This window comes from Streptococcus oralis (assembly GCF_023110055.1).
Classification (GTDB): domain Bacteria; phylum Bacillota; class Bacilli; order Lactobacillales; family Streptococcaceae; genus Streptococcus; species Streptococcus oralis_BY.
This window is the reverse complement of sequence record NZ_JALDVG010000001.1, coordinates 1,375,915-1,391,588: the sequence shown is the minus strand read 5'-3', so window position 1 is coordinate 1,391,588 and position 15,674 is coordinate 1,375,915. Positions and strand designations below refer to the sequence as shown.

The 15,674-nt window shown below is 42.4% G+C and carries 14 protein-coding genes; 8 read left to right on the top strand and 6 right to left on the bottom strand.

What is annotated here, in order from left to right:
* Window positions 1–115: 115 nt before the first annotated feature.
* Window positions 116–685, bottom strand: coding sequence for an MptD family putative ECF transporter S component (locus M1G01_RS06640; protein WP_247931446.1), 570 nt, complete (start codon window positions 683–685; stop codon window positions 116–118).
* A 133-nt stretch (window positions 686–818) separates the two neighbouring features.
* Here M1G01_RS06640 and M1G01_RS06635 point away from each other — a divergent pair, with 133 nt between their 5' ends.
* From M1G01_RS06635 to nrdI, 5 genes are all read left to right on the top strand, one after another.
* Complete coding sequence (locus M1G01_RS06635; RefSeq protein WP_247931445.1) at window positions 819–1,433, top strand: YesL family protein; 615 nt, start codon at window positions 819–821, stop codon at window positions 1,431–1,433.
* Window positions 1,411–3,081: a sensor histidine kinase gene (locus M1G01_RS06630; protein WP_080702671.1), complete on the top strand. Its 1,671-nt coding sequence runs from the start codon at window positions 1,411–1,413 to the stop codon at window positions 3,079–3,081. Before M1G01_RS06635 ends, M1G01_RS06630 begins: the two co-directional genes overlap by 23 nt.
* An 11-nt stretch (window positions 3,082–3,092) precedes the next feature.
* A complete protein-coding gene (locus tag M1G01_RS06625; RefSeq protein ID WP_247931444.1) occupies window positions 3,093–4,379 on the top strand; it encodes a response regulator transcription factor in 1,287 nt (428 codons plus the stop codon).
* Window positions 4,380–4,437: 58 nt separating this feature from the next.
* Window positions 4,438–4,971, top strand: a complete 534-nt coding sequence (locus M1G01_RS06620; RefSeq protein WP_247931443.1) for an ABC transporter permease — start codon at window positions 4,438–4,440, stop codon at window positions 4,969–4,971.
* A gap of 76 nt (window positions 4,972–5,047) precedes the next feature.
* On the top strand, window positions 5,048–5,518 hold the full coding sequence (gene nrdI / locus M1G01_RS06615) for a class Ib ribonucleoside-diphosphate reductase assembly flavoprotein NrdI (protein WP_000724234.1): 471 nt from the start codon (window positions 5,048–5,050) through the stop codon (window positions 5,516–5,518).
* Between the two features lie 81 nt (window positions 5,519–5,599).
* Here the strand turns inward: nrdI and M1G01_RS06610 are convergent, their stop codons facing one another.
* From M1G01_RS06610 to argS, 3 genes are all read right to left on the bottom strand, one after another.
* Window positions 5,600–6,862, bottom strand: coding sequence for an NRAMP family divalent metal transporter (locus M1G01_RS06610; RefSeq protein WP_247920944.1), 1,263 nt, complete (start codon window positions 6,860–6,862; stop codon window positions 5,600–5,602).
* 198 nt (window positions 6,863–7,060) lie between these two features.
* Complete coding sequence (locus M1G01_RS06605) at window positions 7,061–7,306, bottom strand: hypothetical protein (RefSeq protein ID WP_000084865.1); 246 nt, start codon at window positions 7,304–7,306, stop codon at window positions 7,061–7,063.
* Between the two features lie 259 nt (window positions 7,307–7,565).
* Window positions 7,566–9,257: an arginine--tRNA ligase gene (gene argS / locus M1G01_RS06600; protein WP_247931442.1), complete on the bottom strand. Its 1,692-nt coding sequence runs from the start codon at window positions 9,255–9,257 to the stop codon at window positions 7,566–7,568.
* Window positions 9,258–9,411: 154 nt separating this feature from the next.
* Here argS and argR point away from each other — a divergent pair, with 154 nt between their 5' ends.
* A complete protein-coding gene (gene argR / locus M1G01_RS06595; RefSeq protein ID WP_001231483.1) occupies window positions 9,412–9,858 on the top strand; it encodes an arginine repressor in 447 nt (148 codons plus the stop codon).
* Window positions 9,859–9,908: 50 nt separating this feature from the next.
* A complete protein-coding gene (mutS, locus tag M1G01_RS06590) occupies window positions 9,909–12,443 on the top strand; it encodes a DNA mismatch repair protein MutS (protein WP_247931441.1) in 2,535 nt (844 codons plus the stop codon).
* A 41-nt stretch (window positions 12,444–12,484) separates the two neighbouring features.
* Here mutS and M1G01_RS06585 read toward each other — a convergent pair whose 3' ends face one another.
* Together M1G01_RS06585 and M1G01_RS06580 are read right to left on the bottom strand one after the other, a co-directional pair.
* Window positions 12,485–12,943: a DUF3021 domain-containing protein gene (locus M1G01_RS06585; protein WP_247931440.1), complete on the bottom strand. Its 459-nt coding sequence runs from the start codon at window positions 12,941–12,943 to the stop codon at window positions 12,485–12,487.
* On the bottom strand, window positions 12,940–13,380 hold the full coding sequence (locus M1G01_RS06580) for a LytTR family DNA-binding domain-containing protein (protein WP_247931439.1): 441 nt from the start codon (window positions 13,378–13,380) through the stop codon (window positions 12,940–12,942). Before M1G01_RS06580 ends, M1G01_RS06585 begins: the two co-directional genes overlap by 4 nt.
* A gap of 313 nt (window positions 13,381–13,693) precedes the next feature.
* Between M1G01_RS06580 and mutL the strand changes: the two genes are divergently transcribed.
* A complete protein-coding gene (gene mutL, locus M1G01_RS06575; RefSeq protein ID WP_247931438.1) occupies window positions 13,694–15,643 on the top strand; it encodes a DNA mismatch repair endonuclease MutL in 1,950 nt (649 codons plus the stop codon).
* Window positions 15,644–15,674 lie beyond the last annotated feature (31 nt).

Sequence of the window (15,674 nt, the reverse complement as noted above, 5' to 3'; positions counted from 1 at the left end):
TTTACTGTTTTGTGACCGATTTTTCGAATATTCAAGAATTTATCTATAGTGAATTTTAAGATTGTATACAAAAAGGCCCTGGAACTAGGCATAGCTAGTCTTCAGGGCTTTTACCTTATAGTTTATCAGCTATTTTTTGACTTAGAAATTGCCCAACCACAGCCCCCATCAAGGCACCTAGAAGGATGCTCGAAACAAAGAGAAGGATTTTGTCCAACTCTGGAGCGACCATGATACGGTCAATGTATTCCTGAGATTTTCCACGAGCGAGGAGAGCTGCCTCGTAGGATGCTGGATTGATCCACATGAGGAGGATAGGACCGCTTGTGCTAAAAGCAAAGACTAGGAAGGAGAAAAGATTTTTAATCTTATCCTGATAGTGGCCGAGGCGAGCGGTGGCATCTGCTGCAAGACCGCAGGCGATAGCTGGTAGAAAGGCTCCAGCGCCGTGTTTGCTAGCTAGGAAAAAGAGAGCCATAAAGAGCCCGAGAGTGGTAATGGCACCAAAACGAGGAACTTTTACCAGAAGAAACATGTAGACGCTACCCCCAACAAGGGCTGAAAAAGCCGGAGCATAGAACATATTGCCCGTTGAGTCAACCAAGTGACCAAGTACTACTCCAATCCCTAGACAGAGGAAATAAAGGACGACAGCTAAGAGGGTGGTTAAGATATTTTTCTTCATGAGTTTCTCCTTGATATAAACTAACAAAATCAATTGTATCACGCTTTTTGAGGATTGTAAATGGGAGTTCTATATTTTTGAAAACGTTTGAAATATGATATAATAGTTACATCGTTAGTTTAAGGAGAGTAGCATGGGAAAATTTCTAGAATTCGTCTTTAATCGTATCTTTTTGGGAATGATGGCGACGGCTTATTTCTGGCTATTAACACTAGCAGGAGGAGTGATCTTTGGTTTGGCCCCAGCTAGTGCAACTCTTATGAGTTTGTATGGGGAGCATGGTTATACCTATCGAGCCTACCATTTGAAGGAAGCTTGGGAATTGTATAAGAGCAATTTTGTCAAGAGCAATCTGGCTTTCTATAGTTTTGTATTTGTGGATCTTGTCCTAGTTTATGGTTTATACCTTCTAGTTCAATTGCCCCACCAGACGATTTTCCACCTCTTGGCGACCTTTCTCAATGTCCTTGTAGTTGCTCTTGTCTTTCTAGCCTATACTGTGTCCTTGAAACTTCAGGTGTACTTTGATTTATCCTACCAAAATACCTTGAAACTATCCCTTATCGGGATTTTTATGAGCCTACCTGCGATTGCCAAGGTTTTACTCGGGTCTGCACTCCTTGTAGGAGTTGGTTATTATATGCCTGCCTTGCTCTTTTTTGTAGGAATTGGAATGTGGCATTTCTTTATCAGTGATATGTTGGAACCTATTTATGAAAGTATCCATGAAAAATTGGCGACAAAATAGAATGAAGCAGTTCTGGCTTCACTCTCTCTTACGGATTTATAGTTTGGTTATGATCGTGGTCATTGCCAGTTTTGCGATTATGCTATCGTATGCTGACTGGGACTCACGTGAGAAAGAAGCCCAACGGGTTGCAGAACGTGTGACCACTCGGACAGTGAGTGAAGTGGAATACTATCACAGAGAGTCAACCCGACTTGCTCAGTCTTTGGTTGAAAATCAGGCCCGCATCGAAGGAATTTACAAGTATTTCAGTCTCAGCACACCAGACTACTTCTATTGGCAATTAGAGCGTAAAACTTCGCCTTATATCTCTGTTTCTCTGTATGAAAATATTGATGATCTCTATGTTCGGAATGATTTTGTGACTGGAGTGGCTATTGTTCTTCAGGACTACAAGGAAGTCTATGTTTCGACTAGAGAAAAACGCAGTGGAGAGAAAATTCCTGCGGAGGATTTTAAGCCAACAGCCAATAGTTTTGCCATTCCTGTTTCCGATCCTGTGTCTGACAAGGATTTAGGAGTGATTTATATCTCCCTATCCCCAGATGTTTTACATGGCGCTATTGACAATACTCGGGGTCATATCCCAATGGCTGTAACAGTAACTTCGCCTTTTGAGACTGAGATGTTCCATATTGGGGAGAAGGTCTCAGCCGAGCGAGAAAACTGGTTTGTAGGTGTCACCTCTCACGGTTATCAGGTTCGAGTTGCTGTTCCTAAAAATTTTGTTCTTACAGGAACTTTGACGAGTTCTGCTGTTATTATTGGGCTAAGTATTCTCTTTATCATTATTTTGTACGTGACCCTTAGACAGACTTTTTCAAATTACCAAAAGCAGGTCGTAGACCTAGTAGATTCGATTGAGGTGATTGCTCAAGGGGAAGAAGGCCTTCGCATCGATACTTCTGAGAAAGATCAGGAATTGCTCCTCATTGCAGAAACAACCAATGATATGTTGGATCGCCTGGAAAAAAATATCCACGATATCTATCAGCTAGAGCTCAGTCAAAAAGATGCCAATATGCGAGCCCTGCAGGCTCAAATCAATCCTCACTTTATGTACAATACTCTGGAGTTTTTACGGATGTATGCCGTCATGCAAAGTCAGGATGAACTGGCAGATATTATCTATGAATTTAGCAGCTTGTTACGCAACAATATCTCCGACGAGCGGGAAACGACCTTGAAGCAAGAGTTGGAATTCTGCCGAAAATATAGCTATCTCTGTATGGTACGTTATCCTAAATCCATTGCCTATGGTTTCAAGATTGCACCAGAATTGGAAGAAATGAGGATTCCAAAATTTACACTCCAACCATTAGTAGAAAACTACTTTGCCCATGGTGTTGACCATCGCAGAACGGATAATGTCATCAGTATCAAAGCCTTGAAGGGCCAAGGCTTCGTTGAAATCTTAGTGGAAGACAATGGTCGAGGAATGCCTGCTGAGAAACTAGCTAGCTTGCAAGAAAAATTAGCTCAGCGAAGTTTTGAACACGAGGCAAGCTATAGTGGGGAGCGACAATCAATTGGAATAGTAAATGTACACGAACGCTTTGTTCTCTACTTTGGGGATCGCTACCAAATCAGTGTAGAGTCAGCTGAGCAAGAAGGTGTTCGTTACCATATCACTATCCAGGATGAATAGAAAGGGTAGAAATGTATAAAGTTTTATTAGTAGACGATGAGTACATGGTGACAGAGGGGCTCAAGCGATTAATCCCCTTTGAAAAATGGGATATGCAAGTCGTCGCAACAGCTAATCACGCAGATGATGCTTTGGACTATATTAAGAAAAATCCAGTAGATGTGGTCATTTCTGATGTCAACATGCCAGATAAGACCGGACTTGAGATGATTAGGGAAATGAAAGAGTTACTTCCAGATACCTATTATATCTTGCTGTCTGGTTATCAGGAGTTTGAGTACGTTAAAAAAGCCATGAACCTTAGTGTCGTGGATTATCTGGTCAAGCCAGTAGACAAGGTGGAGTTGGGCAATTTATTAGAAAAAATTGCGAGCCAACTTCAGGAAAAGGTGGAGCAAAGCCAGACTCTTAGCCAAGAATTGGATGAAGAAGGCTTTGTCAACTTCTTAGCAGGTAAAGATAACTGGTGGATAGGTCTTTCCAAGGAAAAACAAGGTTCTTTCACAATTCCTTACTATGTTTTAGGTCAAGACTGGCAGATTTTCATCTCTGATCAACCGCTCGATGGCATCGTCGTAACACCATTTGAAGCACCCTACCAGCAGTCCTTTGAAAATTGGAAGATCAACGCTGAAAAAGCCCTCTTCTACGGTTCAGTTAATCTAGAAAAATCCGAGAGTCTATTTGCTTATTACGAACCGATTTATCGCGTGATTATCCAAGGAAATATCAATCAAATCATCGAAGAATTGACCCTGCTGGAGAAGGTTGTCTTAGAGAATACACCGCGCGTGGCGATCACCAAACAACTCTTCACCCAATTTGTCATGGATGTCTTCCACTTGTTTGAGCATCTAAAAGCGGATGATATGACCGAGATTGTCAAAGCCATCCATGCTATTAACTCCTTTGAAGAATTGGTTGCCTACATCAAAGCAACTTTGACCAAGTTCTTTGGCCAGTATCGTATGAATGAAAATGTGGTCAGCGTTCTAGAGGTGATCGGCCGCGATTATCAAAAAGAGTTATCACTTAAGGACATCAGCAAGGATCTCTTTATCAACCCAGTCTACCTTGGTCAGCTGATTAAGCGAGAAACCAACTCAACCTTTGCGGAATTGCTCAATAAACAGCGAATTAAGGCGGCGCAGCAGCTCTTGCTTTCGACCAGTGATAGCATCGAAGATATTTGCTATGCAGTTGGCTACAGTAATGTTGGATATTTCTACAAGGTTTTCCGTAAATTGTGCGGAAAATCACCGAAAGCCTATCGCAAACAAGTTGAAACCAGCTTGTAAAAGTTGTATTCCTGTACAAAAAATGCTATAATGTTCAAAATATCTTATGGAGGAAAACATGAAAAAGAATCCTATTTATCTTTGGGTCTTGTTAGTCCTATCAGCCCTTATTTCATCTATGTCATTATTTGGAATCTTGAGTCCATTGCCAAGTAAAGATGTGCTTCGTACAAGCCTATCTAATAGTGGGTCCCTTACTGCTCAGCAATTAGAAGACACAGTCAACTATACTTACCAAGTAACAGCGTCATCGCACTCAATTTTTAATGTAGTTTTGATTGTTTTATCTGCTATTTTAGTTGTGGTAGCCTTTGTGTTCTTAGTTCGTAAAAACGTCCAATTTGCAAACTATGCTTATATTGGCTATGTTCTACTAGCTATTGTTGGTTTGGTTTATAGCTATATGAACGTTCAAGATGCAGTTCAATTAATCAAAGATACTACCCTCGGCTTAGGAATGGGAGCATTTGCACAAGGAACGAATATTTTATTCATCATTATCAATGTTCTCTTTTTAGCCTTAGTCTTTTACAAGATGTGGCGCCAGCAAAAGGATTTGGCCGAAGAAGTCGAAGCAGAAGAAGTTGCCTAAGTATTGACAAAAGAGAACTATCAAGTTACAATCTTGGTAGTTCTTTTACTATCCAAAAATAAAAATCGAGGTCAATATGAAAAAAATATCTTTAGTTTATATCAGTTTGAGTGGGAATACAGAGAGTTTTGTAACCCGACTTAAGGACTATCTCTTGTCCCAGCACGAAGGGATTGAGGTCCAAAAGATCCATATCAAGGATTTGGTCAAGGAAGGAAAAGATTTCTTTGAGATGGACCATCCTTATGTTGCCTTTTTACCAACCTATCTGGAAGGTGGGAATGGTGTCGATAATGGTGATGTTGAGATTCTGACGACTCCAGTGGGTGATTTTATCGCCTATGGAGATAATGCCAGTAAGTGTTTTGGCGTAGTGGGATCTGGCAATCGCAATTTTAATAACCAATACTGTTTGACAGCCAAGCAGTATAGCCAGCGCTTTGGCTTCCCGGTCCTAGCAGACTTTGAAATGCGTGGTATGCTGGGAGATATTAAAAAAGTCGCAGCGATTATCGCGGACTTGTATGAGTTAGAAACAGAAAAATAAAGTAGTACTGAGGGGCAGTTGAGATTTTCAACTGCCTTTGAGTATGCAAAAAGCACCCCCGTAAGGGTGCCATTTTATATACTATCCTGCTTTTCCGATGGCAAGTGCATAGATAAAGAAAATAGCAAAGCCAAAGAGGAAAATCAATCCTGCGATAGCGAGGAGTTTTAGCCAGGAAGGAAGATTTTTATTCTCACGTGTCACCAATACATAGTTCAAAAGAGCGAAGAATGGTGTTGTCAGGAAAGAACCAATCATGGCAAAGCGAAGCATGGTGGAAACTTGACCAGCAAAGAATTTAATAATTACGATACCAATGATAGCGGTAATGGTCATCCAGATGTTCAAAGATTTACGAGTATCCTCTTTTTGACGAATCAAGAGTCGTAGCGATTCCTGATTGACACGAGAGTAGCCATCGATAACGGTGATGACCGTTCCAAAGATACAAAGAAAGGCGATAAAGGTAATCAAATAACGGGACCATTCTCCAAGAACAGAGGCATACATACCCACAAACTGAGAAATGTACTTAGCTGAAGCAGCTTCAACTGCCTGTCCTGTAGGATACTGAATAAGCGCTCCTAGTGCCACGAAGAATACAGCTAGGATAGCAGTTCCAATGTAACCAACGTTAAAGTCGAAAAGAGCGTCCGCTGTATTAAAGTTGACGGTCTTTTTCTTTTCAGCAGACCAGAGTGAGTTGATGGCTGAAATTTCAATAGGGGCAGGCATCCATCCTAGGAGGGAAACGATGAAAGGGAGGGCCGCCATTTGCCAAGGTGTCTTTTCGACAAAATCAGAGCTGTATTCTGGATGCTTAATTGCTGCAATGATAACTGCAAGAACTGTTGCAATGGTCAAAGCGGACATGATCCATTTTGCCATACCATCCAATAGTTTGTAGCCACCAAAGAGTAGCATGGCCCAAATGACTGCAACAAGGATAAGGGACCATTGAGTGATGCTAAGTCCAATCATTGGGAAGGCGCTAGCGATGATGGCTGAGCAAAGGATAGCGACTCCAGCTGTATTGACCATAGCAGAGAAGGCATTGAGGACAAAGAAAATCCAGAGATAGAACTTGCCTTTTTCAGCGTAGCCTTCGACCAAGGTTTTACCAGTATCAGCAGTATATTCTGCACCAAAACGGAAAAATGGATATTTAAAAACATTGGCCAAGATAACCAATAGGAGTAGTGACCAACCATAAGAACCACCAGCTTGAGTAGAGGATACAATGTGAGAACCTCCAACGGCAGCAGAAGCCATCAGGATTCCTGGCCCCATTGCCTTTAGTTTGCTTGCCCAGGTTGACTGGTTTGATAACGTAACTTGTGACATAATAAACGCTCCTATTTTTGAATTTTCAGAATAATCTGAATAGATAGCTACTATTCTACAAAAAACTTAAAAGAAATGCAAGGCCGTTTTGAAAAAATATAGAAAATTACAGAAAAATTTTACATGCATTAATGAAATTTCTCCAAGGGGAATATGGTAAGCCTAAAAAATCCGAGAAGAAAGCTTCTCGGATTTCGGTTATTTCAATTGATCTGTGACGTCTTTTGAGAGCAACATTCCCAGATGGTAAGTTTTATTGATATGTGCAATGACATCATTGATATTTTCAGTCGTGTGAATTTTCTCTTTGATGTCAGACCTAAATGTCTCGTCCTTCAAGAGTTGCTCTTGGTAGAGTCTTTGAAGTCTTTCTTTCTCGTACTTATTGAGCAGAAAAAGGAAAACCAAGCTAAGTACAACGAGGATATAAGCATATTGGCTCATAGGAAATCTCCCAGTGTGATAAATAAATAGTATAAGTGAATAAATTGTTTCATTAAACAGCTGCAAGGCCGAACAAAATATAAATGTTATTTTGCCTCAATCTTTCAGATCGCTTTCAAGTAATTTAAAAGATTACGACATGAGCCTAACCAAATCGATATTATTTAGTTAGGTGAATTAGTGAAGCGCCAAGCCAAAGTCCGAATAGGATTTGGCGTTAGTTACTTAGATTGCTCTGCAATCAAGTAACTTTGGCGATTTACATCTTCTCCGGCGCTTCTACTCCGAGCAAACGAAGAGCTTCTTTGAGGACGACTGCGGTTGCGTAGCTGAGGGCCAGACGACTGTCGCGCTCAGGACTTTCATCTAGGATACGTGTATGTGCATAGTACTTGTTAAAAGCTTGAGCCAAACTAATCGCAAATTTCGCAATGATAGAAGGTTCAAAGTTATCTGCTGCACGATTGATAATACGTGGAAAGTCTTGGAGTAGTTTAATGATTTCCCAGCTTTCAGCATCATTCAGGCTGTAGTTGCCAGATGTATCTGGTTTGAAATCGGCTTTGCGCAAGATAGATTGGATACGAGCGTAGGCGTATTGAACGTAAGGTCCAGTTTCCCCTTCAAAGGATACCATAGCTTCAAGGTCGAAGTCATATCCATTTGTACGGTCGGTCTTAAGATCATAGAACTTGATAGCCCCGACTCCAACAGCGTGGGCAACCTGGTCTTTATTTTCTAACTCAGGATTTTTCGCTTCGATTTGGGCCTTGGCACGACTAACAGCCTCTGCAATAGTAGGCTCTAGCAAGATGACATTTCCTTTACGAGTAGAGAGTTTTTTCCCTTCTTTTGTTACCAATCCAAACGGAACATGGACAATGTCTTGGCTCCAATCGTAGCCCATCTCTTGTAGTACTGCCTTGAGTTGTTTGAAGTGGGCAGATTGCTCTTGACCAACAACATAGATGGATTTTGCAAATTGGTATTCGTTTTTACGGTAAAGGGCTGCAGCCAAGTCTCGTGTGATATAGAGAGTTGCACCATCAGATTTTTTGATAAGGGCTGGATGTTCAATTCCATATTTCTCAAGATTGACAACTTGGGCTCCTTCTGACTCAACAAGAAGTCCTTTTTCAGCGAGAATGTCTACAACAGCATCCATCTTATCATTGTAAAAAGCTTCCCCGTTGTAGCTGTCAAATTCAACTTGCAATTCATTGTAAAGACGGTTGAATTCCACTAAACTTTCATCACGGAACCATTGCCAGAGAGCGAGGGCTTCCTCATCTCCATTCTCCAGTTTGCGGAACCATTCGCGTGCTTCTTCATCCAAGCTAGGATCTTTTTCAGCTTCAGCATTGATGCGAACGTAGAGTTTAAGAAGTTCATCGATTGGATGTGCTTTAACGGCTTCCTCATTTCCCCATTTCTTGTAGGCAACGATCAACATTCCAAACTGTTTGCCCCAGTCTCCTAGGTGGTTGACCTTGACCGTTTGATAGCCAATCTTTTGGAAAATATGTGACAAGCTATCCCCGATAACCGTTGAACGCAAGTGCCCAATAGAGAATGGTTTAGCGATATTGGGACTAGACATATCGATAACGATATTTTCTTGCTTGCCAATGGTTTGGTCAGCATAGTGATCTTTTTCAGTGATAACATCCTGTAATACCTGAGCCGAAATAGCAGATTTATCAAGGAAAAAGTTGACGTAAGGTCCAGTAGCGACAACCTTTTCAAAGGCTTGACTATTGATTTTTTCAGCAATATCTGTTGCAATCATTTGAGGAGCTTTACGCTCGACCTTTGCTAGAGAAAAGGCAGGGAAGGCGATGTCTCCCATTTCTGAGTTTTTAGGTGTTTCCAGTAAATTTAAAATAGCCTCTTGATCCAGGCTATCAATGACGCTAGCCAACTCGCTAGCAATCAATTCTTTTGTATTCATAAGGGCTCCTTTTGGGCTTTTTTACTATTTTAACACAATTTACTACATTTTTTGAGAAAGAAAAGAATTTTTTTGAATTATCTATTTTTTTTGGTATAATGTAGTTATAAAATAAATGTAAAACTTGTTATAAATATTCACTTAAGAGGATAATATGAGAAAAAGAGAACGGCATCAATTGATTAAAAAGATGATCACCGAAGAAAAACTTGGGACACAAAAAGAGATTCAAGATCGTTTAGAAGCTCGTAATGTTTATGTGACACAAACGACTTTGTCACGTGATTTGCGTGAAATCGGCTTGACCAAGGTTAAGAAAAATGATATGGTGTATTATGTACTAGCAAATGAGACAGATAAGATTGATTTAGTTGAGTTTTTGTCTCATCATTTAGAAGGAGTTGCAAGAGCTGAGTTCACCTTGGTACTTCATACCAAACTTGGGGAAGCTGCAGTCTTAGCAAACATTGTAGATGCAAACAAGGATGAATGGATTTTAGGAACGGTTGCTGGTGCTAATACCTTATTGGTTATTTGTCGAGACCAGCACGTTGCCAAGCTGATGGAAGATCGTTTGCTAGATTTGATGAAAGATAAATAAGGTCTTGGGAGTTGCTCTCAAGACTTATTTTTAGCAAGGAGAGACGGAAAATGGCAACAGAAAAGCTATCACCCGGCATGCAACAGTATGTGGATATTAAGAAACAATACCCAGATGCTTTTTTGCTTTTTCGAATGGGTGATTTTTACGAGTTGTTCTATGAAGATGCAATTAATGCAGCGCAGATTTTAGAAATTTCCTTAACAAGTCGGAATAAAAATGCAGAAAATCCGATACCCATGGCGGGTGTCCCCTATCATTCTGCCCAGCAGTATATCGATGTTCTGATTGAGCAGGGCTATAAAGTTGCCATTGCAGAACAGATGGAAGATCCCAAACAAGCGGTTGGGGTTGTTAAGCGAGAGGTGGTCCAGGTCATCACACCTGGAACGGTCGTTGATAGCAGTAAGCCGGATAGTCAGAATAATTTCTTGGTTGCCTTAGATCGTGATGGCAATCAATTTGGTCTGGCTTATATGGATCTGGTGACAGGTGATTTCTATGTGACGGGGCTATTGGATTTCACGTTGGTTTGTGGGGAAATTCGCAATCTCAAGGCTCGAGAAGTGGTGCTGGGTTATGACTTGTCTGAGGAAGAAGAACAAATCCTCAGTCGTCAGATGAATCTGGTGCTTTCTTATGAGAAGGAAGGCCTTGAGGATATTCATTTACTAGATTCACGTTTGGCAGCTGTGGAGCAAGCGGCAGCTAGTAAGCTGCTCCAGTATGTTCACCGGACCCAGATGCGGGAATTGAACCATCTCAAACCAGTTATCCGCTATGAAATTAAAGATTTCTTACAGATGGACTATGCGACCAAGGCTAGTCTGGATTTGGTTGAGAATGCCCGTTCAGGCAAGAAGCAAGGGAGTCTTTTCTGGCTTTTGGACGAAACCAAAACGGCTATGGGCATGCGGCTCTTGCGTTCTTGGATCCACCGTCCCTTGATTGATAAGGAACGAATCGTCCAACGTCAAGAGGTGGTGCAGGTCTTTCTTGACCACTTCTTTGAGCGCAGCGATTTAACGGATAGCCTCAAGGGTGTTTATGACATCGAACGTTTGGCTAGTCGAGTTTCTTTTGGCAAAACCAATCCCAAGGATCTCTTGCAGTTGGCGACCACCTTATCCAGTGTACCACGGATTCGTGCGATTTTAGAAGGCATGGAGCAACCTGCCCTGGCCTATCTTATCGAACAGTTAGATGCCATCCCTGAGTTGGAGAGATTGATTAGTGCTGCCATTGCTCCTGAAGCTCCTCACGTGATTACGGAAGGTGGCATTATCCGTACGGGATTTGATGAGACCTTAGACAAGTACCGTCGTGTGCTCAGAGAAGGGACTAGCTGGATTGCTGAGATTGAGGCTAAGGAGAGAGAAAACTCTGGCATCAGTACGCTCAAGATTGACTACAATAAAAAAGATGGTTACTATTTCCATGTGACCAATTCGCAACTGGGAAATGTGCCAGCCCACTTTTTCCGCAAGGCAACGCTGAAAAACTCAGAACGCTTTGGTACCGAAGAATTAGCCCGTATCGAGGGAGATATGCTGGAGGCGCGTGAGAAGTCAGCCAACCTAGAATATGAAATCTTTATGCGTATCCGTGAGGAAGTCAGCAAGTACATCCAGCGTTTGCAGGCTCTAGCCCAAGGAATTGCAACGGTTGATGTCTTGCAAAGTCTAGCAGTTGTGGCTGAAACCCAGCATTTGATCAGACCTGAGTTCGGTGACGACTCACAAATCGATATCCAAAAAGGGCGTCATGCTGTCGTCGAAAAGGTCATGGGAGCTCAGACCTATATTCCAAACAGTATCCAGATGGCAGAAGATACCAGTATTCAGCTGATTACAGGGCCAAACATGAGTGGGAAGTCAACCTACATGCGCCAGTTAGCCATGACGGCGGTTATGGCCCAGCTAGGCTCGTATGTGCCGGCAGAAAGCGCCCATTTGCCTATCTTCGATGCCATCTTTACTCGTATCGGAGCAGCAGATGACTTGGTTTCAGGTCAATCAACCTTTATGGTGGAGATGATGGAGGCTAACAATGCCATTTCGCATGCGACCAAGGACTCACTCATTCTCTTCGATGAATTGGGACGGGGAACGGCGACTTATGATGGGATGGCTCTTGCTCAGTCCATCATCGAATACATCCATGAGCATATCGGAGCTAAAACCCTCTTTGCGACCCACTACCATGAGTTGACCAGTCTGGAGTCTAGCTTGGAACACTTGGTCAATGTTCATGTGGCAACCTTGGAGCAGGATGGGCAGGTCACCTTCCTTCACAAGATTGAACCAGGACCAGCTGACAAATCCTATGGTATCCATGTTGCTAAGATTGCTGGCTTACCAGCAGAACTTTTAGCAAGGGCGGATAAAATATTGGCTCAACTGGAGAATCAAGGGACGGAAAGTCCTGCGCCGATGAGACAAACAAGTGCTGTTACAGAGCAGATGTCACTCTTTGATACCCCTGCAGAGCATCCTATCCTAGCAGAATTAGCTAAACTGGATGTTTACAATATGACACCGATGCAGGCTATGAATGTCTTGGTTGAGCTCAAACAAAAGTTATAAAAAAATCCCACTCACATTTTTGTGAGTGGGATTTTTCTCTATTACTTTTTATGGGCCAAAAGTTGATTGATGTGGTCTACTTTTTTAGCTTCTCTTTTATAGAGAATAGCCCAGATGATGAGGTAGACAATCGCAAACTCTGGAATGAGTTGGAGATAGAAGGTCCAGTGGAAGGGGAACCAACCAGCCAGAGTTGCTAGTGGAACAAAGCCAGCCAGCATGAGGAAGAAATGGGAAAGTGTGGCACGGAGCAAGCTCCAGTCACGGCTGAATAAACGACCACCAAAGCTAAAGAGAACACCGATAGCTGACCAGATGACCATACAGTAGAGCAAGACTAGAGCACCGTGAACCTGATGTTGAGCCATCGCTTGGCCGATAAGAGACTCGGGACTTAGTGGGGCATAGGTATTTGGGGCATAAATGAGTGAAAAAAGGATAGAGAGGATGAGGCCGATAAGTACACCAGCGGCTGCATCGTGAAAGATTTGTTTTTTCATAGTTCTAATTTCTCCTTGATGGTTTTTAGGTAACGGCGTGAAGAGTAGGTGAAGCTTTCGTTTTTGAGAAAGATTTCGACCAGACCGTTGGGGGTTAGTTTGAGATGAGAGATAGCGTCAATATTAACGATTTCTGATTGGGAAATTTGGATAAAAGTGGTCGGCAAGAGTTCAAGAACCTGATAGAGTCGCAAATCAACGCTGTAGGTCTGAGATGCAGTTTCTGCTAGAACCTTTCGATTCTCGATATAGAAGCGCTGTATCTTACAAATCTTAACTAGATAGACCTGATCATCAATCTTACCTTTGATTGTTTCTTTTTGGTCAAGATTTTCAGCGAACTCGATAATTTTCTGGACTTTTTCGGTCGGCTGAGGAGTTTGGACAATCAGCTTTTCCTCCTCGTAAGTCTCCTTAATCTGTAGTTCTACTTTCATAAATTTCCCTCCTTTTCAGTTATACAAGGTTAATCTCACTTCTTGTACACCTTTATTAATACTCTTCAAAAATCAAATTCAAACCACGTCAGCGTCGTCTTGCCGTACTAAAGTACTGTCTGCGCCTAGCTTTCTAGTTTGCTCTTTGATTTTTATTGAGTATACCATTATTTTACGACCCATGGCAAGAGCTTTTGTCTATGTGGAGAGATTTGGAGTCTATGTGGTATTTGCTTTTTCTGGTAACATCTGAAATATGGTATAATAGCACTAATCAATTTTTAGGAAAATAGATACAGAAAGGGGCTGAAAGATGTCTCATATTATTGAATTGCCAGAAGTGTTGGCAAACCAGATCGCGGCAGGAGAGGTCATTGAACGTCCTGCAAGTGTGGTCAAAGAGTTGGTAGAAAATGCCATTGATGCGGGTTCTAGCCAGATTATCATTGAGATTGAAGAAGCTGGTCTCAAGAAAATTCAAATCACCGATAATGGTCATGGAATTGCCCACGATGAGGTGGAATTGGCCCTGCGTCGTCATGCAACCAGTAAGATAAAAAATCAAGCAGACCTCTTTCGGATTCGGACGCTCGGCTTTCGAGGTGAAGCCCTGCCCTCTATCGCTTCTGTCAGTGTCTTAACTCTGTTGACGGCGGTGGATGGTGCGAGTCATGGGACCAAGCTCGTTGCGCGTGGGGGTGAAGTTGAGGAAGTCATCCCAGCGACTAGTCCTGTGGGGACCAAAGTTTGTGTGGAGGACCTCTTTTTCAACACACCTGCCCGCCTCAAGTATATGAAGAGCCAGCAAGCGGAGCTGTCTCATATCATTGATATTGTCAACCGTCTGGGATTGGCTCATCCTGAGATTTCCTTCAGTTTGATTAGTGATGGCAAGGAAATGACGCGGACAGCAGGGACTGGTCAACTACGCCAAGCCATCGCAGGGATTTACGGTTTGGCGAGTGCTAAGAAGATGATTGAAATTGAGAACTCTGACTTAGATTTCGAAATTACAGGTTTTGTGTCTCTGCCTGAGTTAACCCGAGCAAATCGTAACTATATCAGCCTCTTCATCAATGGCCGCTATATCAAGAACTTCTTGCTCAATCGCGCTATTCTTGACGGTTATGGAAGCAAGCTTATGGTGGGACGTTTTCCACTGGCTGTCATTCACATCCATATCGACCCCTATCTAGCTGATGTCAATGTGCATCCAACCAAACAAGAAGTGCGGATTTCTAAGGAAAGAGAACTGATGGCGCTGCTTTCAGAGGCTATCGCAAAGAGTCTTAAGGAACATACTTTGATACCTGATGCCTTGGAAAATCTTGCAAAATCTACCGTGCGTAATCGTGAAAAGGTAGAGCAGACCACTCTCCCGCTCAAAGAAAACACACTCTACTATGAACAAACAGAAGTAACTAGACCGACTCAAGTTGAGGTTTCAGACCATCAAGTAGACTTGACTGAGGAAAGACAGGATTTGACCCTATTTGCCAAGGAAACCTTGGACCAGTTGACCAAGCCAGCAAAACTGCATTTTGCAGAGAGAAAGCCTGCTAACTACGACCAACTAGACCACCCAGAGTTAGATCTAGCTAGTCTCGATAAAGCCTATGATAAGTTGGAGAGAGAAGAATCGTCAAGCTTTCCAGAATTGGAATTTTTCGGGCAAATGCATGGAACCTATCTCTTTGCCCAAGGGCGAGATGGGCTCTATATCATAGACCAACACGCAGCTCAGGAGCGGGTTAAGTACGAGGAGTATCGTGAAAGCATTGGTAACGTTGACCAGAGCCAGCAGCAACTCCTAGTGCCCTATATTTTTGAATTTCCAGCGGATGATGCCCTTCGTCTCAGGGAAAGAATGCCTCTTTTGGAGGAAGTGGGCGTCTTTCTAGCAGAGTACGGAGAAAATCAATTTATTCTGCGTGAACATCCTATTTGGATGGCAGAAGAAGAGATTGAGTCTGGTATCTATGAAATGTGTGATATGCTGCTCTTGACCAAGGAAGTTTCGATCAAGAAATACCGAGCAGAGCTGGCAATCATGATGTCCTGCAAGCGGTCTATCAAGGCAAACCATCGCATCGATGACCACTCAGCCAGACAACTCCTCTATCAGCTCTCTCAATGTGACAATCCTTACAACTGTCCACACGGACGTCCCGTTTTGGTGCATTTTACCAAGTCGGATATGGAAAAAATGTTCCGACGCATTCAGGAAAATCATACGAGCCTCCGAGAGTTGGGGAAATATTAAGAACACAAAAAGCCTTTGTCCCTTTTGAACA

What these genes read in the sequence shown, in the direction of transcription:
- M1G01_RS06640 (WP_247931446.1), bottom strand. Translation starts at nt 685, where the DNA reads ATGAAGAAAAATATCTTAACCACCCTCTTAGCTGTCGTCCTTTATTTC.
- M1G01_RS06635 (WP_247931445.1), top strand. Translation starts at nt 819, where the DNA reads ATGGGAAAATTTCTAGAATTCGTCTTTAATCGTATCTTTTTGGGAATG.
- M1G01_RS06630 (WP_080702671.1), top strand. Translation starts at nt 1,411, where the DNA reads ATGAAAAATTGGCGACAAAATAGAATGAAGCAGTTCTGGCTTCACTCT.
- M1G01_RS06625 (WP_247931444.1), top strand. Translation starts at nt 3,093, where the DNA reads ATGTATAAAGTTTTATTAGTAGACGATGAGTACATGGTGACAGAGGGG.
- M1G01_RS06620 (WP_247931443.1), top strand. Translation starts at nt 4,438, where the DNA reads ATGAAAAAGAATCCTATTTATCTTTGGGTCTTGTTAGTCCTATCAGCC.
- nrdI (WP_000724234.1), top strand. Translation starts at nt 5,048, where the DNA reads ATGAAAAAAATATCTTTAGTTTATATCAGTTTGAGTGGGAATACAGAG.
- M1G01_RS06610 (WP_247920944.1), bottom strand. Translation starts at nt 6,862, where the DNA reads ATGTCACAAGTTACGTTATCAAACCAGTCAACCTGGGCAAGCAAACTA.
- M1G01_RS06605 (WP_000084865.1), bottom strand. Translation starts at nt 7,306, where the DNA reads ATGAGCCAATATGCTTATATCCTCGTTGTACTTAGCTTGGTTTTCCTT.
- argS (WP_247931442.1), bottom strand. Translation starts at nt 9,257, where the DNA reads ATGAATACAAAAGAATTGATTGCTAGCGAGTTGGCTAGCGTCATTGAT.
- argR (WP_001231483.1), top strand. Translation starts at nt 9,412, where the DNA reads ATGAGAAAAAGAGAACGGCATCAATTGATTAAAAAGATGATCACCGAA.
- mutS (WP_247931441.1), top strand. Translation starts at nt 9,909, where the DNA reads ATGGCAACAGAAAAGCTATCACCCGGCATGCAACAGTATGTGGATATT.
- M1G01_RS06585 (WP_247931440.1), bottom strand. Translation starts at nt 12,943, where the DNA reads ATGAAAAAACAAATCTTTCACGATGCAGCCGCTGGTGTACTTATCGGC.
- M1G01_RS06580 (WP_247931439.1), bottom strand. Translation starts at nt 13,380, where the DNA reads ATGAAAGTAGAACTACAGATTAAGGAGACTTACGAGGAGGAAAAGCTG.
- mutL (WP_247931438.1), top strand. Translation starts at nt 13,694, where the DNA reads ATGTCTCATATTATTGAATTGCCAGAAGTGTTGGCAAACCAGATCGCG.